The sequence below is a fragment of the Rheinheimera oceanensis genome (assembly GCF_018831085.1).
Classification (GTDB): domain Bacteria; phylum Pseudomonadota; class Gammaproteobacteria; order Enterobacterales; family Alteromonadaceae; genus Alishewanella; species Alishewanella oceanensis.
This window is the reverse complement of record NZ_JAGPNM010000002.1, coordinates 618,697-640,204: the sequence shown is the minus strand read 5'-3', so window position 1 is coordinate 640,204 and position 21,508 is coordinate 618,697. Positions and strand designations below refer to the sequence as shown.

The following is a 21,508-nucleotide window of genomic DNA, read 5'->3' as shown; positions in this document are numbered from 1 at the left end:
AAATACACTTGCACTGCTTATTTATGCAGTAAAGTCTGGTGTTTAGCGCTTACTTTTTCAGCGCAGCACGGCTGATATAGCAAGTAAACGCTCCGTTGAGTTTGGTTATCTGCTGCAACGGTTCACTTAATTTTATCCGGCCTGCCGGACTTTTTCAGAGAATAATAAATGATGTCAGCAGATACCCTGGTAGAGAGCCTCGCCGAACCTGTTGCAGCGGCGGCCGAAGCGGCCGCCGACGTTGTCACTATCGAACCTTCCATCATAAGTTTAATACCCCCTGTTGTAGTACTGGCTATTGCTATCTGGCTAAAACGGCCGATATTGGCGCTGATCATGGGCGCTATTGCCGGTATGTTAATGCTGTCGCCTGCGGGTGCTTTAGGCAATATGGCCGACACGTCACTGCGGGTAATGCAGGACGAAACCATTGGCTGGTTAATTCTGGTGTGTGGTGGTTTTGGCTCACTTATCGCCTTGCTGGTGCACACTGGCGGGGCTTTTGCTTTTGGCCGCGCCGCACAACGCGTGGCTACCGGGCGTAAGTCTTCCATGCTGATGACCTGCTTTTTGGGTATCGTTATTTTTGTTGATGACTACTTAAATGCGCTGACAGTGGGTGAAACCATGAAGCGCATTACCGATAAATACAAAGTATCACGCGAGATGCTGGCCTATATTGTCGACTCTACCGCCGCACCTATTTGTGTGCTTATTCCCATTTCTACCTGGGCGGTGTTCTTTGGTGGTTTGCTGGTAGCTAATGATGTAACTCCGGCAGGCGACGCCAGCGGTATTCAAACTTATATTTCTGCCATTCCTTATATGTTGTACGCTTGGCTGGCAATGATTATGGTTATTCTGGTTATTATTGGCGTAGTGCCGGTATTTGGCCCGATGAAAAAGGCTGAACTGGCAGCGCAGCAATCACTGGTGGCGGCAGAAGATGCACCTAATTCGGCAACTACTGCACAAGACACACATTCAGCTGATGATTTTGCTGTGCAGTCGTTTGATGAAGAGTTTGAGCAGAGCAATCGCAATACCGGCAAGTTACATAACTTTTTGCTGCCAATGATTATGCTGGTTGGCTTTACCATCTGGTTTGAAATTGATGTATGGAAAGGCCTGTTAATGACTTTCCTGCTGACATTACCGCTGTATTTGGTACAGCGGCTGATGAATATTTCAGAGATGATGGATGTAATGATCCACGGCTTTAAAACCATGTTGCCTGCCATTTGTACCGTTATCGCTGCTTTTGTGTTTAAAGATGTCTGCGATCAACTGGGCCTGCCACAGTTTATTATTGAGAATCTGGCGCCTTATATGAGCGCACAAATGCTACCGGCACTGGTGTTTTTATCCATGGCAGTACTGGCGTTTGCTACCGGTTCGTCCTGGGGTATTTTTGCGGTGTCTATTCCTATTGTTATGCCACTGGCGTTTGCGGTTGAAGCCAACATCCCACTGGTAATTGGTGCCCTGTTATCGGCCAGCTCATTTGGCAGCCAGGCCTGTTTTTACAGTGATTCTACCGTGCTGGCCGCGCAGGGTTCAGGCTGTAACCTGATGAGCCACGCTATTACACAGTTTCCGTATGCGTTTGCGGCTGCGGTACTGGCATTCTTTGGCTTTATTGCATTAGCATAATACTCAGCCATACGCGGGTTGTTAAAGGCGCTTATTACAGCGCCTTTATTTTTCAACAGGTTATTTTTCAGCACTGCTGCACTGTTTTACGCCTGACAAAATGCTGTCAGGCTGTTACCTTATATAGCAACCCTCTATAACAACCTTATACAGCCTGTTTACCGGAGTTTTTATGCTTACCATACTGGCTAAAATTCTTAAAGTACTGAACTCACAAGCGTCACCCTGGCAAATTGGCTGGGCTATTGCACTGGGCCTGTTTGCCGGCATACTGCCGTTTGGTTTACTGACACTGCTTATCGTACTTATTGTCTGTCTGCTAACCATTAACCTGTCTACTTTTATTGTGGTGTGGGGCCTTACAGAAGGCTTAATGCTGCTGTTTGCCACACCGCTGGAAAACCTGACCTGGCAATACGCGCAAAACGAAAGCCTGCTTAAACTGCTGGCCAACACCGAAACGCTGCAACTGCTGCATTTACACCACACCTTAACTCTGGGGGCTTTTGTGCTGGGGGCAATATTACTGCTGCCGGTAGCCTGGCTCAGCAAAGTGTTGGTGATGCAATACCGCAGCCGTGTGATGAGCAGCGTACAAAAATGGAAGCTCACTCAAATGTTAAAAGCCAGCAAGCTGTTTGCGCTGTACGAAAAATTGAATTAAGGAGCTGCGCATGATCCGTAAATCCGGTTGGTTAGTGTTTATTGTTTTCTTTGCTGCTCTGCTGGCGTTGGTTTATCTGGTAGCCGGCCCGGCCATTCGCCTGGGCATGGTATACAGCCTGGAAAAAGCCGTCGGGGCTGAGGTAAATATCAGCAAGGTATCGCTTGAGCTGGCACCGCTGGCGCTGCGTATTAATAACCTGCAAATAACTGATGCCGCAAAACCCACCCACAACAGCCTCAGTTTTGGCCATGCCCGCGCGGCACTGGAAGTATGGCCGGCATTGTTAGGCTATTACGTTATTGACGAGCTAACGGTAGATGGCCTGCAATATGGCGCCGAGCGTAGCCGTGAAGGCAAGGTATACCGCGTGCCTGGCGTCGACAGTGAAAAAGTCGATATTGCCCAGTTGCTGCAGGTAGACTTGCCAGATGCCGATGAGCTTATCGCCCGTGCTAACCTGCAAACGCCAGCCAAAGCTGAAGCACTAAAACAACTTGCTGCTACTGAGCAGCAACAACTTAAAACGCTGCAAACCCAGTTGCCCAGCAAAGACTCGCTGGCGCAGTACCAAACCGATATTAAAGCTTTAACCGACAGTAAAGTTGCCAACGCTGCCGATTTAGCTGCTAAGGCGCAGCAACTGCAACAACTGAAAGATAAACTTAACAGCGAAAAAGCCAAAGTAGAGCAGGTAAAGCAGCAACTAACACACAGCAAAAACAGCCTGCAGCGCGCGGTAGAAGAGCTGCAGGCCGCAAGCAAAGCCGACTACGCCAAAATGCAGCAACTGGCTAACCTGAGTGACGGCGGCCTGGCTGGTATCAGCCAGATTTTACTCGGCGATGTCTGGGGCGAGCGCGTAGCGCAGTTACAAACCCTGTACGAGTTGGCTAAACCTTATATACCGGAAGGCGGTTTGTCATCAGGGCAGGGTAGTGCAACAGCTGAGCCGGAAGTAGTGTTGCCAAACCGTATTTTGCCATTACCGGGCCAGCCTTATCCGGATTTCTGGGTAAAAACGGCCAGGGTTAACTGGCTGATTGGCGGCGGCGAGGCCACCATAGCACTGCAGGATATTACTGCCCAGCATGCGCTGATCAATAGTGCCACCAGGTTTTCACTGGATGTAAAACAACTGCCGCAACTGGCCGCGTTTAACCTCAGTGGCGATTTTGCTGTGCTGCAGCAAATGGTGACTAACCTGAACTGGCAACTGGACGGCTTAAACCTACAGCCGCTTACCTTAGGCAAAGGTGATACTGCGCTCGATTTAGCTGCCGGTTTAATCAGCTCCAGCGGTAAGTTAAACCTTACTGATAACCAAATCACCCAGCAAGCCAGCGTGGTATTAAACGCCGCTAACTTTAACAGCACCGGCAATAAGTACCTGCAACAACTGGCAAACTTGCTTAACCAGCAACAGCAAATTCCGCTTAATATCGCCACCACCGGCCTTATCAGTGCGCCAGAGGTGAGTATCCGCTCGTCGTTAGACAAAATACTCGGCGATGCGCTGCTGGGTGAAGCCAAACAAAAAGTTGCCGCTTATCAGGCTGAGTTACAGGCAAAGCTAAACAGCCAGTTGCAAACCGGCCTGGCCGGCCAGCAGGACTGGGCGGCACTGTTGACCCAGCAAGACGGTGAAGTGGCCGACATCAGCGGCAGCATTGAAACTATGCTTAGCGCTAAAATGGCGGATGTAAAAGATCAGGCCAAAGATAAGTTAAAAGACAAGCTGCTGGATAAACTCGGCGGCGGTAATTAAACACCACCAATTAAACGCCACTACAGGCTGTAACCGGTTGTTACAGCCTGTAAGTCTTTATTAATAGCGCCCCGCCTGGCGCAAAATTGCCTCCGCTTAACCTATCGGCATAGCTTTTTTCCTGCCTCAGGATAGATTTTTGTTACTTCAGTGCATGGAATTGCCTTATATGAATTTAACCCGCGCGGCATTAAAAAGCCCGGCCAGTATTGTAGTGCTGTCTGTGCTTATCTTATTGTTTGGCGTGATCAGCTTGCTAAAATTGCCGATCCAGATCACGCCTGACATTGAACAACCCCAAATTTCTGTTTTTACCGGTTGGCGCTCGGCAGCGCCACAGGAAGTCGAAGCCGTTATTATTGAGCCGATTGAAAACGCCATAAAAAATACCCGAGGTGTGGTTAAGGTAGAAACCAATATCCAGCGTGGCTTTGGCTCTATTACACTGACATTTGACGTTGGCGCTAACATGCAGCAGGCAACACTGGATGTTATTAACAACCTGAACCAGGCACCGGCACTGCCGCTTGATGCGCTTGAGCCTACCGTTGTCGCCGGCGGTGGCCAGAATACGCCGAATGCCGCATCGCTGTTGATCCGGCCGTTACCGGGTAACAATGTGCGTGATGTAGCGCAGTACCAGCAACTGATTGAAGACGTGGTTTACCCGCGGTTAAGCCGTATTCAGGGCGTAGGCCAGGTTAATTTAAACAGCCAGCGTCCGCGTGAGCTGCGCATTACCTTTGATCCGCAACGCGCTGCCGCACTGGGGCTGAATATAAATAACATGGCAGCGCAAATTCGTGCCGCTACCGATGCCTCAGGTGGTTTTGCCGATGTTGGCCGACGCCAGTATACCGTGCGTTTTGCCGGCCAGTTTAACCCGGCATCACTGCTGGATATGATCATCAGCTACAGTGGCGAGCGGCCAATTTACCTGCGTGATGTGGCCACAGTAAAAACCGGTTTTAGTGATCGTACCGGCTTTACACTGCGTAACGGCGCCCATGCCTATTACATTACGATAGCGCGTAACAACGATGCCAATACAGTGGCGCTGCTTGATGACATTAATCTGGCGCTGCGTGAACTGAACGAAGGGCCGTTACTGGAAGCCGGCCTGGTAATGGATTTAAGCTTTGATGCTTCCGTACACATACGTAATGCGCTGGCGCTGGTAAAAAGTAACCTGGGCTTAGGCGTGCTGCTGGCGCTGAGTTTGCTGTGGTTGTTTATGCGTGGCTGGCGCGCTACCGCCATTATTGCGCTGAGCATTCCGCTGTCGCTGGCTATTGCGCTGCTGGCATTACAGCTGTTGGGGCGCAGCCTGAATGTTATTTCACTGGCGGGGCTGGCGTTTGCTGTCGGCCTGGTGCTGGATGCGGCCATCATAGTGCAGGAAAATATTCTACGGCTAAAAAGCGAAGGCCTGGACGACAAAAAGGCCGCCCTGCGCGGCGCGGCCCAGGTTAGTGGGGCTTTGCTGGCCTCTACTGCAACAACAGTAGCTATTTTTCTGCCTATTCTGTTTATGGCAGGCATCGAAGGCCAGCTGTTTTCTGATCTGGCACTAACGTTATCGGTGGCGGTATGCAGCAGCTTTATTGCCGCCACTACCGTTATTCCGCTGGCCAGCCGCTACTGGCTGGGCCGCAGCGTCAGCACCGACCCTTTTGTACACTACTGGCAACGCTTAAGTCAGCTGATTATGCGCCTGACCAATAACAGCGTTAAGCGCTTAAGCTGGTTAACAGGGCTGACGCTGGGATCGGTGCTGCTGACACTGCTGCTGATGCCGCGCACTGACTTTATGCCACGGGCGCCGACAGACGGCTTCTTTTATTCATTTAGCCTGCCACCGGGCGGTAATATTGATTTTCTGGAACAGGAACTGGCTAACCGTGTGGTACAGCGGCTGGAGCCATATTACAGCGGTGGCAAGTTACCGGGCATTAAAAGCTATAACTTTTATACTTTTGGCCCCAATGCCAGTGGTGGTTTTGTTTACGCGGCCGACCCGACACGGGTAGAGGAGTTAATGGACGTAGTACGTAACGACGTCTTTGCCGGTATTCCCGACACCCAGGTATTTTTATTTCGCGGCTCAATGATTAACGTATCAGGCGGTGGCGATGGCCGCAGTGTAGAGTTGAACCTGCAAGGGCCGGATTTAGCGGCATTGCTGCAGGTAGCACGCATTGGTGTGACAGCAGTACAGCAACACCTGCCCGGTGGCAGTGCCCAGCCGATACCCGCGCTGGACATGGCTGAGCCAGAACTGCAATTGCTGCCCAACGACAGAGCCATCAGCCAGGCAGGCCTGAACCGCGCCGATGTGGCTAACTATGTACGCTCTTTTACCAGCGGTTTATTTGTCTCAGAGTATTTTGATGGCAATGACAGAATGGACGTTATTCTGCGCGCCCAGCAATGGCACACCCCAGAGCAGCTGGCGGCCATGCCGCTGGTAACACCGCGCGCGGGCGTGCAAACACTGGCAGATATGGCACAGATCCGCCAGACGGTCGGGCCATCGCAGTTACGGCGTATTGGCGGCAAACGTACTATCAGTTTAATTGTACGGCCACCGGAGGGGATGTCACTGGACGAAACCATGGAGCTGTTACAACAACACGTTATGCCCGCCATGCAGCGGGTATTGCCTGATGGCGCCAGCCTGCAGCTAAGTGGTAATGCCAGCCAGATGAATTCTGCCATTGACGAGATGTTGCTGAACTTCGCGCTGGCGCTGCTGATTTTGCTGTTATTAATGACGGCACTGTTTAAATCATTACGCGATGCGCTGCTGGTATTACTGGTTATGCCGCTGGCCATTGCCGGCGGTGTTATGGCATTGGCACTGGTAAACCTGTTTACGCCGCAGTCGCTGGATCTGCTAACAATGATTGGTTTTATTATTTTGCTTGGCCTGGTGGTAAATAATGCCATTTTGCTGGTCGATCAAACCCGCAGTAGTGAGCGTGAAGGTTTAAGCCGGCCAGAAGCCGTGCGGCAAGCCATTTTGCTGCGCGCCCGGCCAGTGTATATGAGCACGCTGACCAGTTTATTCGGTATGCTGCCGCTGATGTTAATCCCCGGCGTAGGTGCTGAAATTTATCGCGGCCTGGCTACGGTGATAGTGGGCGGTATGGCTATCAGCGCCATATTTACTCTGATCTTACTACCAGCGGTGCTGCAAATGCAGCGGCCTGAGGTGGTTCAACCTGCAACTTTATCTGCTTCGGCTCAAGGATCTCATCATGCGTAAGTCTATGCTGGTTATCACACTGTGCTGCAGCTTTAACCTGCTAGCGCAAACTGCTGTGCCCACGCCAGCACCCACATCAGTGCAGTTAAGTGAAACCCGGTTATCTTATGAAGTGCCAACAATAGATGCAGCCGGCACTGTATACAGTATCAACAATACCGAAATAACCGCCGGCATTGATGGCAGGCTAAGTTGGGTTGCCGAAGCGGGCACTTTGGTACAGGCCGGCGACTTGCTGGCACAATTAGACCCGGTGCCGTTGCAGTTGCAAAAAGCCGAACTAACGGCACAGTGGCAACGCGCTAAATTGCAAACCGCCTATTTTCAGGCCGAGTATCAGCGGCTACAGAATTTACAGCAAAGCCAGAGTGTTTCGCTGTTACAACTGGATAAAGCCCGCTCCGATTATCAGTTGGCTCAGGCCGATGCCGATATCATCGCTGCCCGTATTGCCCAGTTGGATGATCAGCTAAGCCGCACCCAGGTTACCGCGCCCTTTGCCGGTGTGGTAGCCCAGCGGTTGCGTGAAGCCGGCGGCGATGTTTCCCGCAGCACGCCGTTATTACGGCTGCAGGATATTTATCAGCTGGAAGTGCGCGCTTATGTGCCGTTGCAATATCTGCGTTATGTAAAACCGGGCGATATATTGCAGATCAGTAACCCGCAATATCAGGGCAGTGCAGCCGTAACAGCAGTGATCCCGGCGGCCGATGCGCAAAGCCAGCGTGCTGAACTGCGGTTAAAACTGGGAGCCGCATCTACGCAGTGGCTGGCAGGGGAGCTGGTTAACGTAAAAGTTGCCACCCGTAATAGCAAGGCCGCGATAACAATACACCGCGATGCGGTGCTGCTACGCAGTGACGGCACCTATGTTGTTACCGTAGATAACAATAACATTGCCAGGCGCAAGGCTGTGAAAATCAGTGATGGCCAGGGTGATTGGGTTACGGTAGATGAAGGCCTGCAGGCCGGTGAAAAGGTAGTAACCCGCGGTGCCGAGCGCCTGCAGGACGGCCAGAGCGTATCACAAAGTTAACCTGGCCCCAGGCTGCGGCTGGCAAATAGCTGAGTGTAACTAAGCTACAGTGTTTTACATCTGCCGCTAAGTATCGCAAAATAACGCCAGCTGTACCCACTTAAGGCCTTTAAGCACCATTAAAGGCCTAACCAACCAAGGACAGGATATGACATTAGGCTGGACCATCTTCGCCTGCATCGCCACCTTTTTTGCCGCTTATATCGTGTTTGCTATAGGCTTTTATACGTCGATGGGCATACAGCACCGCAGCCGCTTACTGCACGCCTATATGCTAAGCGCCTGGCTATGGTTACCCGGCTCGGGCATAGTGGGCATAATTTTAGGCATTATTAACTACCAAAATGAAGCAGACAGCAGCGGCTACTGGATCTTCACCCTGCCGCTTATAGCACTGGCCGTGTACTTTGCCGGGTTTGTGTTATTAAGCAAAAAGCCTTAGTTGGTGCAGATATAGTTTTGGTGTATTAGCTTATTGCCTGAGTGACGAAAGTGCTAGATGCAGTGGATTTAAAGTCTGCATGGTTAATTTCGTGTCGGTTGGAGTCTGCTTCTGGGAACCAATATTCTTAGTAAGTTACTATTCCGCTCCAAACTAATTCATCGTAGATATAAAGTTTGCTTGCTAAGAGTTTTGCACGAGTTGCTGTGTGAGTGGTCTGCAGCTAATGGCTAAGGAGGCAAGATAAAAAGTTGTATACTTGGAGCTTTGGCACGCTGAACTTTTTTGCCGCTCCGCGACATCTATTTACTTTCTGCTGTCACACCACAGTGTCTTTTTACCTTCCTCATAAAATTTACGAGCGGTCAGCTTTTGTACGCTGAACTATATATAAAGTAATCTAAAACTACTGAGCTATATTTATTTTATTGATTCAATGTTGATGTAGTTATCGTTTGACGTATGTACTAGGAATTGTTCTTTATCTCGTTCTATATAAAACTCACCAAGATATGCTCTAGATTTATGTTCTCTTCCGATATGGTCGATAGAAACAGTTTCCAAGCATAAATAAATTTTGTAATCATTATCGGTAAAAGTAAAGTCATAATTTTTTGGATCATCTATAAATTCATGCGATGCTGACTTAAAATTTGTTACCTTTCCTTCTTTTGGTTGTAAAATTATAAGAATGTCTTTGGACGTAGGAATATTGCTTCCAGATTCTCCATTGCAGCCTTGTGTGATAAAAATCTTGGGATCTGGTACGTTTACGACGGCATTGTAAAATGTTGTTGTAGTATTACCACTATTTAATAGTAAAACTTTTGCATCTGTTTCAAATTTCAAGCAGATGCCTTCATGGTTTTCATTTTTACAATGTGATATGTAACCATGTAAATTAATATCTCTAATTAATATTTTAAGTGAAGGGGATTTGTAGAAAATAGAGTAGTACAGTGATATGAATGAAATTAAAATCGCTATCAGTGAAATTGACAGCTCCAATTTCTTTGTTTTTATTACGCTGATTTTTGCATTCATCTGTCAGTTGGCCTTCTTAGTGGTATTGATTGAAGTTTTCATGTTTTTAAGTGATACACATGTCCAAGTTCTCCTGTTTTTTTATTTTTGAGAAAATGTTGATCAATTTTGTTGTGTGGTGGTTTGATTTTCCTAATTTTGTATTGAATTGTTTTAAATGTGAAGTATTTAAATTTAACTGATTTATTTTTTCTTTTTAAGAAGGTATGAATGTATATCTACGTGCTGGTTTTTCTGTATGAAGGATATCAGCCATCAATTGTTTGTCGGCATCGGATTTTGATAAAGCAACGATTTTATCTTTAGTAGCTCCAGTAGTGTTAATGCTTATAACTAGATACATATCAACTACTTTTCTACAAATGTTTTTGTCCTTGTGGCTCATAGTGCTTAGCGAATTGTCAAGCTCTGCAAGAATACTGCTTAAAAACTTGCTTGCGCTAAGCTGGTCTTTAGAAACTTCTCCCTGTATATAGCTATCCAATGCCGCAAAATAAAAATGTGAGATCCTATCAGCCCGAGTTGCCAAAGCTAGCTGAATCAACATGGCTTGATAGCTAAAACTTTTGCTATCTTTTTCAGTGATTTGAATTCCTTGGCTAAGTATGTTAGTTGATTTTAGCAATAGGTATACGTTAATAAATCGTAGCGTACGTCGGGGGGTATCACCTGCCAGAGCAGCAACACGCTGAACTGTTTTCAGTTCATCATTGGTAAGTGTTAAAGGTGAATAGTCTGCTTTTTCGGGTTTTAGTATTTGTTGATGTATTAGGTCTTTATGTAGGGAGTTCTCTGGAGTTTCACTTGCGTCAATATTTAGCTCCATGCTTGCGTATACATCTTGTTCCATACTTGGGTCGGTATTCCATTTTAAACTTGGTTTTATATCAATGGCTGAATTTCTATCTTGTGGTGTTTCAGGTTCAACAGCAATATCTGCAAGCAGGTACCCTGCAAGTTTGCTTGTGGCCTCTTCATTCATTGGCTGCGTCCAGTATGGGATTTGAAAAATTTTTTCCAAATAATCGCTTGTAGTTGCACCGTTACTACCATTTACCAAGTTAGAAAACTTTTCGCTTAGAGAGGTTGATAACCAACGCTCATCCACGCATACCAAGATAATAAAGAGAGGGAAGTTAAGAAACAAATGAACTGCTTGTAAAACGTCTATAACCTTTTCAGGAGGACACCGGTCTAAATCGTCGATCTTCAAGACAATGCGAGTAAATGGTTTGTTTACTGTTTTTCTATCGTCTAAGCTATTTAAAAGTTTTTTTACAGCTTTTTGTATGCCAAAAATTTCTTCATTCATAGAGGAATCAAATTCGCTGTTTTTTTGCGTACTATTTTCAGAGGGAAAAAGATTTGGATGTTTGACTTTAAAGGCTTCAATCCTATTATTCATTTCATTACGAAATTTATTATTTTTGTCTTGGTCAGTTGGGTTTTCTGCGGTCCTCATAAGCTCCGATAGTTGTTCAAAATCACGTCTAATTGTGGCAATTACTCCAAAATGTTTACTGTAATCTTCACTTTCCGCTCGTTGTCGAATAAATGAAGCTAATCTCGAGCCAGGGCTTTCTTCCTCTAGTGCTTGGAATGCACTTACAACATTCTCTTCGGCTGCTTGCAAGCTTTGTTTTGCTTCACTAAGTTTAGATTCTGCTGCTTCTACTTCATTATGATGTGTATTTAGAGCGTTTTGTTCTGCGGTCATTATTGTATTGCTTAACTGGTGTAATAATTTTAGTCCTCTACGCGCAGCGTTTGCTACCAGTGCCCCCCAAGCTGCAGTAATCGCAAATAAAGTAGAAAGGAAATTCTCATATTCATTCATTATGCCATTTATGACTAAGGGAACACCGATTAACATGGCTGAGAGTAACAGTAACAGTTTGGGGTCGGTAAACTTATTTCGTAGTACTCGGATGGCAATTGTTCCGCCAGTTATACTTTTCCGAAGATCTGCCGTTACTTCGCGAACTGACCTACCGTTAACATCTATACCCTCAAAACCAAGCATAACCGCGGCATCTTTAATTTTTTCTCCGTTTTCCTCTGCGATACTAGAAGCAACTGTACGCCAAAGAGCATCTCCGTTGGGGCCTTTTTCTTCGAATTCGCGTTGTGCACTGTGTAAATTTTTTCTGGCTTCACTAGTTTGATGAAGACGGTCAGCCAAGTTTACAATGGCATCCATGCGCATATTTTGTGCCGTTGAGAGTCTATCAAACAAGGACTCCTGATTATTATTTCCTTGCTTACTTTGTTCAGAATCCAAGGCCTTAAAAATAACATCTACAAGACTTGCCCAAACATTGGTTTCCATGTAATGCCAAGCGTTAAAATCAACTTGTACGATACCTCTTTTAAAATCATCATTTTTAGCCTTTTTAATTTTGTCTAACTCTTGCGCTATTCTAGTCATAAAGAACGTTTTACCACTGCCCCAACGCCCAAAAACACCAATAGCTAATGGAGGTTTAGATTCTTCAGAGGCAATCAGTCTCGCAAATGCAGTAGCTTCATTATCTACATCTGTGTATTCATCTGTTCGGGGAGCTACTGTATCGGGGAAACTCCGCGCTGCGATAATCCCTGGCGTAGAAAATGAAGTTTCAAAGGGCTCCGGATTTACACTATGTATTTTGGATGAAAGTGCGTTTTTAACGGGATCCTTAAAATTCTCATGTGTTTCTGATGAGAAACTCTCCAGGCTAGTTCTTATTATCGAGTCAAATTCTGACTCGCTCGTAACTTGGTCTTCATTGTTCAGTTCTATGGCTTTGCGCTTATTTCGGGTAATGAAATCCGGAAATATCGTGAAGTAGTCAGAGTATCTCTGAAGTTCGTTCCATAAATGACCATCTAACAACAGTTCCTTATAGTTTGTCGATGAAAGAGGTAATGGAGTCTGAGTAAGTTGAGAAATGACCGCGACAACATTTGATTTAACTGGATGCACTGCGCCTTGATTGCTGGTTGGAGTTTCGTCGACAAATCTTCTGACATCTTGCCAAGTCAAGTTTTGATTGCGAAGGTCTTTGACTAATAAACATGGGATACGCTGAACCCGATATTTATTGTCCAAAATAAATGGTCGGCGTACAGAAGGAATTAAGCCGATGGCAACGATTTGTCCTTCACCAATATTTTCTCCCGCAATGTAAATAATTGCGGTATCTCCTGGTTGCATTGAGCGAGTATGCGCATCGGAGCCATGCCGCCAAAATACAAAACTGCCTTCTCTCGCTTGATCTAACCATTTTGCTCCACGCTGATCTTTCGTGGCATAAAACAGCCAAGTACTTGATGATAAGATTTCCATATTATTGCCATTCCATGGGTTATAAAGTCGATTCTTTTAAAGAATTAAACGCAGCAAAGGAACTGCATTTTTAGTAATTCTTTCGACTATTTCAAAAACGGGTTTTAATTGGGTGCTCCAATTTTTGAGCATGGATTTATTGCTTTGCCAAGTTTCATTAATTTCTTCAGCTGCTGTTGTCAGATAACTGGAAAATTCGTCCATACCTTTTTGAGCTTTGTCTCTGAGAACTTTTGATAGGAATTCGTGAATTGCAACCACTTCGCCATATCCTGGCTCCCAAGGATCTTTTTGCATGATTTCCAAAAATAGCTTATGCATTTGATCAGATAATTCTTTAATAGCTGCGTCCATTTACTAATCCTCTATTTCAGTTTTGAGTGAACTAATATTCTTAATGACAGCCTCGATGCGACTATTTTCATCTACGGCTTTTGAAACATATTCATTTGCTAAGTTAATTGCTCCGGTAATCTTGGTTATGTTTTGTAGGTGGTTGTTCGGTAAGTGAGCATTGTCGATATTTGTTTTGAGCTGGCTTTTTACTGTCACTATTGCAATAGTGAAATTGTTTAATGCTCTTTTTTCATCGTCAGATAGTGTAGATGGGTCGAGCCCTTGAAGCAGGGGTTGGATAAGCTCTAACAGTTGATAGGCAGATCGAGATGCGGAAATTGCTTTCTCCCATTCTCTGGCTGCATATGCCGATTGATTCTCAATTTGGTTACTTGAGATTGTGATAAGTTCGGGAACTTTTTCTGGAATGCTAACGCATGCTGACAGTAGGAGCCCAAAAGATAGAACGGGTGTAAAAAATATTTTGTTAATCACAAACTGTCCTTAGATTGTGTGAGTGGTAGTTTTCACAGTTTAGTTAGTTTCAACATAGCCCTTAGCGGGCGAAGCTATACTCAATAATAGTACATAAAATGAACAGTTGTGCATCATACATGCTAATCTTATTGATGAAAGTACTATTTTCGAATTTGGAATTATCAAGGGCATAACAAAACTAACTTACTCAGTTGCTTTTCGCTCTTTGCATCAGCTCTCAGTATAAGTGCTTGGTCGCTGGCGCCGAAGTGGCCAGAACACAAGATACATCTGATAAATTAATACAAAACAACTGCTTGGCCTAAAATCAGTAAAATTCTGCCAGAAGCTTGTCGATCTTCTCCTTCCCCATCCGACTAAGTACCGTGAATCAATCACTGCTATCTTTACTGCTGCATCAACTGGCTGTGGCAGGGTATAGCCAATTTTAGGAGCAACGCGATGAAATTTAACCCGGTAGTGCATTTTGAAATTTACGTAGAAAACATGGAACGCGCCAAAGCATTTTATCAGGCGCTGTTTGATATCAAGCTGGAACCTATGCCATCACCCACGCCGGAGTTTGAGATGGAGATGTGGTTTTTTCCGATGGATAAAGAAAACGGCATGAACTACTACGGTGCTGGTGGCAGCCTGGTAAAAATGGCCGGTTTTACCCCTGGCGGCGGTGGCACTCTGGTGTATTTTGGCTGCGAAGATTGTGCAGTACAGGCAGAGCGTGCAAAAGCCAATGGCGGCAGTATACAGCAGCCGAAAATGTCGATTGGTGAACATGGCTTTTGCGCTGTGGTGCGCGACTGTGAAGGCAATTTAATTGGCCTGCACTCGATGACATAAGTTAGTCGCGGCAGAGCGATATTTAACTGTGCTGATTTCAGGTTGTAGGCCTCAGGGGAAGCCATTAGCCTCCCGGAGTCATTAGTGTAACCCCGGGGTTATTCTGATCCCCGAGGTTTATCAACAGACTTAAGGTGTTTACGCCGTTCCTGCTTTTGTGCTTGCTCCATGGCTTCTTCTTCCTCAGCAAGCTCTTCATCAGACATCAATAAACGGTCATAACCACCGGCAAGTATGCCGCGTTCATCATCACCCAAATCGTACTCATCCGTTAAATACTTAGCAGCGTCTTCTTTGGCGCGCTTAAGTAGCCAGGCATCAAATTCTGGAGTGCCAGGTTCAGGGCGTGTTTCAGGCTGTTTACAATGCACCAGTTTGGGTTTTACGGGGCTTTTGTCACTCATAACCATTTCCATAAATGCTCGGGGTTGCTACCTTTGCTTTTCTGATAAATAAAGCCTTTTTGCTGGTACAGCGAAATAAGCTTTTGATTTAGCGGACGCATAATTTTAATTTGTGTGGCGCCTATAGCGCGAGCATATGCTTGAAAGGCTATCATCGCAACAGTAAAAACCTGGCCTGAAAGGAGTGTTTTATCAGGATTGGCTTCTATCACATCAAGCCGCATTGATTTTCCGGTTTTCGTTGGAATGCCAATAGCCAGCCCGCAAAGTGTCGTTTTGCTCCAGGTGGCAACATCCAGTCTGTTCGGGTGACGAGCGCTCCACGCAGGATAACTTCTGACAAAAGACCATGGCACTGTAGTTCCCAACATTTGCCTGCGAGCTTCCCAGATTCTGGCCTGTTGTAACGCCTCGGTATCAATATTTTTTAGTGACACTGAATCCTGAAAGCTCTGTGGTAGCGCAGCTTGAGCTGTCGCGATGGCATGTGTTCTCAATGATTGGTATTTATTCTCGGCATGTTGATGAGCCAGGTTCATAACAGTTCCTTTGCTGATATGGATAATTAACGTTAAACATAAGTTAATTTTAGTTGTTGTACCACACGAATTTTTTTATAAACCCTCGGTGCTAAGCGTTCAACACGCGTTAACTATGAGTTCTGCTCATGGGTTAATGAAATAATATCATTTTTATTCATGCAGTCCCGGGTGTATAAATTACACATGGCTTTAAGTCTAGACGTCTAGATGTTTTTATCGACGGTTAGCACAGGGGATAGCAGAGCATGAACAAAGATTTCAGTTTTACCATTAAACGTATCCGGTTTGATGAGCATTATCAGCCAGCAGACAGCACCCGCATTACCACCAATTTTGCCAATTTGGCACGGGGCGAGTGCCGCCAGCAGAATTTGCGTAATGCTATAACGATGATTAACAACCGTTTTAACGCACTGGCGCAATGGGATAACCCCAAAGGTGATCGCTACGCTGTTGAGCTGGACATTATTTCTGTTGATGTGGATATTGATGGCAATGGCTCAAGCTTCCCGTCGATTGAAGTATTAAAAACCAATATTGTTGACCATAAAACCAACGAGCGCATTGAAGGCATTGTTGGCAATAACTTTTCCTCTTATGTGCGGGACTATGATTTTAGCGTATTGCTGCTGGAACATAATAAGCAGCGAGCGCAATTCAGCATTCCGGAGAACTTTGGCGAGCTGCATGGCAAGCTGTTCAAATATTTTGTTAACTCAGAGGCTTACAAGCAGCATTTTAGCAAGCCGCCGGTTATTTGCCTGAGTGTGTCGGATAACAAAACCTATCAGCGTACGGAAAACCAGCATCCGGTATTGGGGGTGGAATACCTGCCAAACGAGTCGTCATTAACCGAGCAATACTTTAAAAAAATGGGTTTGCAGGTGCGCTATTTTATGCCGCCAAACAGTGTGGCGCCTTTGGCTTTTCATTTTGTTGGTGACTTACTTAACGATTACACCAACCTCGAGCTGATTAGCACTATCAGTACGATGGAAACCTTCCAAAAGATTTACCGGCCGGAAATTTATAACGCCAATGCGGTAGCCGGCAAAAGCTATAAACCCAATTTAAAAAACCCGGATCATTCCATCACGCAAATTGTGTACGACCGCGAAGAGCGCAGCAAGTTAGCTATAGCCCAGGGCAGGTTTGCTGAAGAGCACTTTATTAAACCGCACCGGGCTATTTTGGAACAATGGTCGGCTAACTACGCTTAATTCATCATTTGGATAGCAGAATTTTATTATGAACAAGCCTTTACTACAGAAAACATTATTACCTACGTCAACGGCAGGCAGTTTACCTAAACCATCCTGGCTGGCAGAGCCGGAAACACTGTGGTCACCGTGGAAATTGCAGGGTGACGAACTGGCTGATGGCAAACAGGATGCGCTGCGGTTGTCATTGCAGCAACAACAACTGGCGGGCATAGATATTGTCAGTGATGGCGAGCAAACGCGGCAACACTTTGTCACCACCTTTATAGAGCATTTAAGCGGTGTGGATTTTAACCAGCGTAAAACGGTCAGAATCCGTAACCGCTATGATGCCAGTGTACCAACGGTGGTGGGCCCGGTGTCGCGGCCCAAACCGGTGTTTGTTGCAGATGCTAAGTTTTTACGGGCGCAAACCACGCAGCCAATAAAATGGGCTTTGCCGGGGCCGATGACAATGATCGATACCCTGTACGATGACCATTATAAAAGCCGCGAACAACTGGCCTGGGAATTTGCCAAAATACTAAACCAGGAAGCAAAAGACTTAGAGGCTGCCGGTGTGGATATTATTCAGTTTGATGAGCCGGCCTTTAATGTGTTTTTTGCTGAGGTTAATGACTGGGGCATTAAGTGTTTAGAGCGCGCCATCGAAGGGCTTAAATGCGAAACGGCGGTACATATTTGTTATGGCTATGGCATTAAAGCCAATACCGACTGGAAAAAAACCTTGGGCTCTGAGTGGCGGCAATACGAAGCGGTATTCCCCAAGCTGCAACAATCTAATATCGATATTATATCGCTGGAGTGCCATAACTCGCATGTGCCGCTTGAGCTGCTGGAGCTTATCCGCGGTAAAAAAGTGATGGTAGGCGCCATTGATGTAGCAACCGATAGCATTGAAACGCCGGAGGAAGTAGCGGCAACGCTGAGAAAAGCGCTGCAATATGTCGATGCCGACAAGCTTTACCCCTGCACTAACTGTGGTATGGCGCCATTATCCCGCCATGTTGCCACCGGCAAGCTAAATGCCTTAGCGGCAGGGGCAGAAATTGTGCGCAATGAATTGCTGAACACCGCAGTTAAAGGCGCAGCTGTGCTATAAGCACCGCTGTGCTGGCATACGCAGGCTGGTTAGCGGTAAGACGACGGCAAATACCTGCATTAGTTTTACCGCAACCTGATCAACAGCTTTAATACACTGACTGCGTCGCGCATTTTTCTGCCACTGAATGTGCCAGCTTTTTCAGCAAGGCGGCCAACTGGGCAAATTCTGCTGAATTGAGGCCGTCCAATAAGGCAGCTTCCACCTGCATATCTTCAATAAAAGCTGCCTGCGCAGTCTGACGGCCGCTTTCGGTCAGCCGGACCAGCAGACTGCGGGCATCATCCCGGTTGGCCGGCCTGTCGATCAGACCCGATTTTTCCAGCTTAGTCAGGCGGTTGGTCAGACCGCCCGATGTAATCATCAGCGACTGAAACAACTCGGTTGGCCTTAACTGATAAGGCGGACCAGCGCGCAGCAAGGTGGATAACACATCGAACTCGCCGGTGTCGATGCCATGTTTGGCAAACACTGCTTCTATCGGCGGCCGCACCTGCATACTGATCCAGCGTGCTCGCCCCAGCACCGCCATGCCGCGGGTATCTACCGTCGGCAGTTCCTGTGCCCATTGCCGCTGGCGGGCTTCCACATGGTCTGGTTTGTCATCTGGCATGCTTAGTTCCTTAATATCTTAACGGTAAGATAAATATCTTGACATTAAGATAAAATAAATTATCTTGATGGTAAGATAAATCAACAGGCCGGAGAAGGCAACGGCATCGGGTTAAAAACAGTGCCGCTAAACCCGTCAGGGCAGCAGCCTGCATCATTTCAGCAAGGAGAACATCATGACAAAAAGTGCAGCAAATCCGGCGAAAGGCCCGGCTGTCAAAGGCCCGGCTTCTTATTTTCCGTCAATTGAACGTCAATATGGGCGGCCGATCAGCGACTGGATCAGCTTGATTCAGAGCCGACCTGAACTCAAACATATGGCGCTGGTTGCCTGGCTGAAAGCCGAATATGGCCTCGGCCATGGCCATGCCAATGCACTGGTGGCCCATACGCTGGCCTTAGCAGCGGCACCGAATTCCAAACCTGAAACACGGGTGTCAGTGCACAAAGGAGTACAACAATGAATGATCAACAACGCTTATGGCTGGGCCGCCTGATGTCGGGATTATTCGTCCTCTTTATGCTGGCTGCATCTATAGGCCCTAAACTGATGGGCGCCGCAGTGGTTGAAGAAACCCTGCAACAACTGGGCTGGCCTGCTGGCTATGGTTTGCTGATTGGCGCTATTGAACTGTTGTGTGTACTGCTTTATCTGTGGCCGCGCAGCAGTATTCACGGTGCTATTTTGACGATGGCATTGTTTGGCGGTGCTATGGCGACACAGATCCGCGCCGAAATGCCGCTGTTCAGCCATATCCTGTTCAGCGTTTACCTGGCTGTGTTGATGTGGGGCGGGCTGTGGCTGCGCAGCGCACGGCTGCGGCAGTTACTGTCATTAAAACCGGCGCTTTAAACTGAGTATGTGGACATGTTCGGCTTTATTAGCCCGTATAGTGTTGCGTTTGGCCGTGTCGGGTATGAGAAATTCCGCGACGGCCGCTTGAAAAAAAGCACTTGGCCTGACTGAAACCGAGGTCACACGACGGGCGGCTGCGCTCTGAGTTTGGTGGCATAGCAACAACATCGGCGGTTGTGTTGCCTCCAATAGTTGACCTCAACTTATGTTTAGCTTTTACGCTTGTTAGCTGTAATGTCGCAGATTGCGGCACACAGCATAGGCATTTAATCGACAACAAGGGTTTAAAGCATGAAAGAGCCGATATTTTTAGTCACAGGAGGCACCGGCACCATTGGCGGCCAGGTTATAAAAATGCTGTTAAAAGCACCGTGCAAAGTGCGGTTGTTAACCAGAGATCCTGCTGCAGTTAAGGTGGCAAAGGGTGTAGAAGTGGTTGCCGGCGATCTTAACCAGGCGGATACATTAAAAGATGCGCTTAAAGGGGTAAAAGGCCTGCACCTGATATCCTTTGGTGACGAAAGTTACACGCCTTTAGCCAATGGCGGGCAGTTGGTTAAGCTGGCAGAACAGGCTGGGGTTGAGCGCATTACTGTGCTTTGGAATGGCGAAGGCAACGAAAGCTCGCTTGAAAAAGCCATTAAGCGCAGCAGCCTTGATTGGACCATCTTGCAGCCGCAGGAATATATGGCGAATGCGCTTGGCTGGGTAGCATCGGTTAAACATCAGGCTCAGGTGCGGGAGCCATTCGGCGACAGACCGACAGCTGCAATTCATGAAGCCGATGTCGGGGCGGTAATTGCGGAAATACTACTGCACGGCGGACATGCGAAACAGATCTACACGCTAACCGGGCCGGAAGTGCTTACGCCAAAAAAACAAGTGCAGCAAATTGCCTCGGCCTTAGGCCGGGATATAGCCTTTATTGAATTGGATGAGCAACAAACCCGGGCCAGGTGGCAAGAGTGGGGCTTACCGCAAGCCACTATGGATTACTTATATCAGTGGTATGGCAATACCCCGGCGCAAGGTTTCACTATTACGCCAACGGTGGAGCAGATTATTGGCCGGCCGGCAAAATCTTTTAAAGCCTGGGTAACAGAAAATATCCGGTGTTTCAGATAGTACTAATGTGTAATGGCTCAAACTTGATCTGGCAGCTAATGGTGCGTTACACCTTCTGCCAGACAATTTTGAGCGCTGTTTTACAAAAACAGCTTCGGTTCTTTACCGGTTGCCGCTGTTAGCTGATATTGCGCCACGGCATCGGTGTTCTGCTTTTCCCGCTCGCTGTTTTCACGGTTGCGGTTGGCTTGTTCAATAAGGCCTTCCAACGCTTTGCCGAGTTTATCCAGCTTGGCATCCAGTGCAGCTATTTTGCCATCGCGCTCCGGGCTTTGTGGTTGCTGTTGCAGGGCGTCTTTTTCGGCCTGGGCTTCTTCCATTTTCGCTTTTATTTCATCGTATTTTTGTTTATCCAGCCCGATGCGGTTGGCCAGCATCTGATCCATTAGTTGGCTTAAAAATGCCTCCTGCTGTTTGCTGGTTTCATCCTGCTGTGGTGCTTGTTGTGTTGCCACAGTTGCCGCTGGCGCAGCTATGGCGGCAATTTCCTGCCGCTGGGTGCTGCCATCAGCGGCTTTTGCTTCGGGTTTTAGCAACTGATATTGCAGTTGGTAGTTATTAATACTAAGGCCTGACACTGTCATTTGCTGTGCTCCGCTTAAGATAGAGGTTTGCCTGTACCGAAATAAAGCAGAAACTGTGCCAGTTGCTGAGGTTATAAGCTTGCCAGTAGCACTTTAAGCGATTTGGGCCGTTATTTGACGGAGGATACTGCTATACCAGCGCAACTGACATAGCCTTGGCTGGCTGTAATCTGTTAACATTTGCTCAAA

At 47.0% G+C, this 21,508-nt stretch carries 20 protein-coding genes; 12 read left to right on the top strand and 8 right to left on the bottom strand.

Annotated features, from left to right (window positions below; translation table 11 throughout):
- The first annotated feature begins 168 nt into the window (after window positions 1-168).
- From J3B89_RS07515 to J3B89_RS07490, 6 genes are all read left to right on the top strand, one after another.
- Entirely contained in the window at window positions 169-1,653 is a 1,485-nt protein-coding gene (locus J3B89_RS07515; RefSeq protein WP_215396897.1) for a Na+/H+ antiporter NhaC family protein, read from the top strand.
- A gap of 172 nt (window positions 1,654-1,825) precedes the next feature.
- Window positions 1,826-2,317, top strand: a complete 492-nt coding sequence (locus J3B89_RS07510) for a TIGR03546 family protein (protein ID WP_215396896.1) — start codon at window positions 1,826-1,828, stop codon at window positions 2,315-2,317.
- A gap of 10 nt (window positions 2,318-2,327) precedes the next feature.
- Complete coding sequence (locus J3B89_RS07505) at window positions 2,328-4,085, top strand: TIGR03545 family protein (protein WP_215396895.1); 1,758 nt, start codon at window positions 2,328-2,330, stop codon at window positions 4,083-4,085.
- Window positions 4,086-4,254: 169 nt separating this feature from the next.
- The gene (locus tag J3B89_RS07500) at window positions 4,255-7,353 is read left to right on the top strand and encodes an efflux RND transporter permease subunit (RefSeq protein ID WP_215396894.1); all 3,099 of its coding nucleotides are present in this window, start codon (window positions 4,255-4,257) and stop codon (window positions 7,351-7,353) included.
- Window positions 7,346-8,389, top strand: a complete 1,044-nt coding sequence (locus J3B89_RS07495) for an efflux RND transporter periplasmic adaptor subunit (RefSeq protein ID WP_215396893.1) — start codon at window positions 7,346-7,348, stop codon at window positions 8,387-8,389. Before J3B89_RS07500 ends, J3B89_RS07495 begins: the two co-directional genes overlap by 8 nt.
- A 148-nt stretch (window positions 8,390-8,537) precedes the next feature.
- Entirely contained in the window at window positions 8,538-8,831 is a 294-nt protein-coding gene (locus tag J3B89_RS07490; RefSeq protein ID WP_215396892.1) for a hypothetical protein, read from the top strand.
- 420 nt (window positions 8,832-9,251) lie between these two features.
- Here J3B89_RS07490 and J3B89_RS07485 read toward each other — a convergent pair whose 3' ends face one another.
- The 4 genes from J3B89_RS07485 to J3B89_RS07470 all read right to left on the bottom strand — a co-directional run bounded on the left by J3B89_RS07485 (window position 9,252) and on the right by J3B89_RS07470 (window position 14,034).
- Window positions 9,252-9,875 (bottom strand): hypothetical protein, encoded by a 624-nt coding sequence (locus J3B89_RS07485; RefSeq protein WP_215396891.1) that lies wholly within the window; start codon window positions 9,873-9,875, stop codon window positions 9,252-9,254.
- 196 nt (window positions 9,876-10,071) lie between these two features.
- Window positions 10,072-13,203, bottom strand: a complete 3,132-nt coding sequence (locus tag J3B89_RS07480) for a P-loop NTPase fold protein (protein WP_215396890.1) — start codon at window positions 13,201-13,203, stop codon at window positions 10,072-10,074.
- Between the two features lie 36 nt (window positions 13,204-13,239).
- The gene (locus J3B89_RS07475; protein WP_215396889.1) at window positions 13,240-13,557 is read right to left on the bottom strand and encodes a hypothetical protein; all 318 of its coding nucleotides are present in this window, start codon (window positions 13,555-13,557) and stop codon (window positions 13,240-13,242) included.
- A 3-nt stretch (window positions 13,558-13,560) separates the two neighbouring features.
- Complete coding sequence (locus tag J3B89_RS07470; protein WP_215396888.1) at window positions 13,561-14,034, bottom strand: hypothetical protein; 474 nt, start codon at window positions 14,032-14,034, stop codon at window positions 13,561-13,563.
- Between the two features lie 444 nt (window positions 14,035-14,478).
- On the opposite strand from J3B89_RS07470, the gene J3B89_RS07465 reads away from it, so the two are divergent.
- A complete protein-coding gene (locus J3B89_RS07465) occupies window positions 14,479-14,874 on the top strand; it encodes a VOC family protein (RefSeq protein ID WP_215396887.1) in 396 nt (131 codons plus the stop codon).
- Between the two features lie 98 nt (window positions 14,875-14,972).
- Here the strand turns inward: J3B89_RS07465 and J3B89_RS07460 are convergent, their stop codons facing one another.
- Both J3B89_RS07460 and J3B89_RS07455 read right to left on the bottom strand, forming a co-directional pair.
- Window positions 14,973-15,278, bottom strand: a complete 306-nt coding sequence (locus J3B89_RS07460) for a hypothetical protein (protein ID WP_215396886.1) — start codon at window positions 15,276-15,278, stop codon at window positions 14,973-14,975.
- On the bottom strand, window positions 15,275-15,817 hold the full coding sequence (locus J3B89_RS07455; protein ID WP_215396885.1) for a hypothetical protein: 543 nt from the start codon (window positions 15,815-15,817) through the stop codon (window positions 15,275-15,277). The genes J3B89_RS07460 and J3B89_RS07455 overlap by 4 nt, the downstream gene beginning before the upstream one ends.
- A gap of 248 nt (window positions 15,818-16,065) precedes the next feature.
- On the opposite strand from J3B89_RS07455, the gene J3B89_RS07450 reads away from it, so the two are divergent.
- Both J3B89_RS07450 and J3B89_RS07445 read left to right on the top strand, forming a co-directional pair.
- The gene (locus J3B89_RS07450; RefSeq protein ID WP_215396884.1) at window positions 16,066-17,040 is read left to right on the top strand and encodes a DUF1852 domain-containing protein; all 975 of its coding nucleotides are present in this window, start codon (window positions 16,066-16,068) and stop codon (window positions 17,038-17,040) included.
- Between the two features lie 28 nt (window positions 17,041-17,068).
- Complete coding sequence (locus tag J3B89_RS07445) at window positions 17,069-18,142, top strand: methionine synthase (RefSeq protein WP_215396883.1); 1,074 nt, start codon at window positions 17,069-17,071, stop codon at window positions 18,140-18,142.
- 88 nt (window positions 18,143-18,230) lie between these two features.
- On the opposite strand, the gene J3B89_RS07440 is transcribed toward J3B89_RS07445, so the two are convergent.
- Entirely contained in the window at window positions 18,231-18,755 is a 525-nt protein-coding gene (locus tag J3B89_RS07440) for a MarR family winged helix-turn-helix transcriptional regulator (protein WP_215396882.1), read from the bottom strand.
- Between the two features lie 175 nt (window positions 18,756-18,930).
- Between J3B89_RS07440 and J3B89_RS07435 the strand changes: the two genes are divergently transcribed.
- The 3 genes from J3B89_RS07435 (at window position 18,931) to J3B89_RS07425 (ending at window position 20,735) form a co-directional block, all read left to right on the top strand.
- The gene (locus tag J3B89_RS07435; RefSeq protein ID WP_215396881.1) at window positions 18,931-19,218 is read left to right on the top strand and encodes a DUF4287 domain-containing protein; all 288 of its coding nucleotides are present in this window, start codon (window positions 18,931-18,933) and stop codon (window positions 19,216-19,218) included.
- Entirely contained in the window at window positions 19,215-19,607 is a 393-nt protein-coding gene (locus tag J3B89_RS07430; protein ID WP_215396880.1) for a DoxX family protein, read from the top strand. The genes J3B89_RS07435 and J3B89_RS07430 overlap by 4 nt, the downstream gene beginning before the upstream one ends.
- 294 nt (window positions 19,608-19,901) lie before the next feature.
- On the top strand, window positions 19,902-20,735 hold the full coding sequence (locus J3B89_RS07425; protein ID WP_215396879.1) for an NmrA family NAD(P)-binding protein: 834 nt from the start codon (window positions 19,902-19,904) through the stop codon (window positions 20,733-20,735).
- An 80-nt stretch (window positions 20,736-20,815) separates the two neighbouring features.
- Here the strand turns inward: J3B89_RS07425 and J3B89_RS07420 are convergent, their stop codons facing one another.
- Complete coding sequence (locus J3B89_RS07420) at window positions 20,816-21,319, bottom strand: hypothetical protein (RefSeq protein ID WP_215396878.1); 504 nt, start codon at window positions 21,317-21,319, stop codon at window positions 20,816-20,818.
- Between the last annotated feature and the right edge of the window lie 189 nt (window positions 21,320-21,508).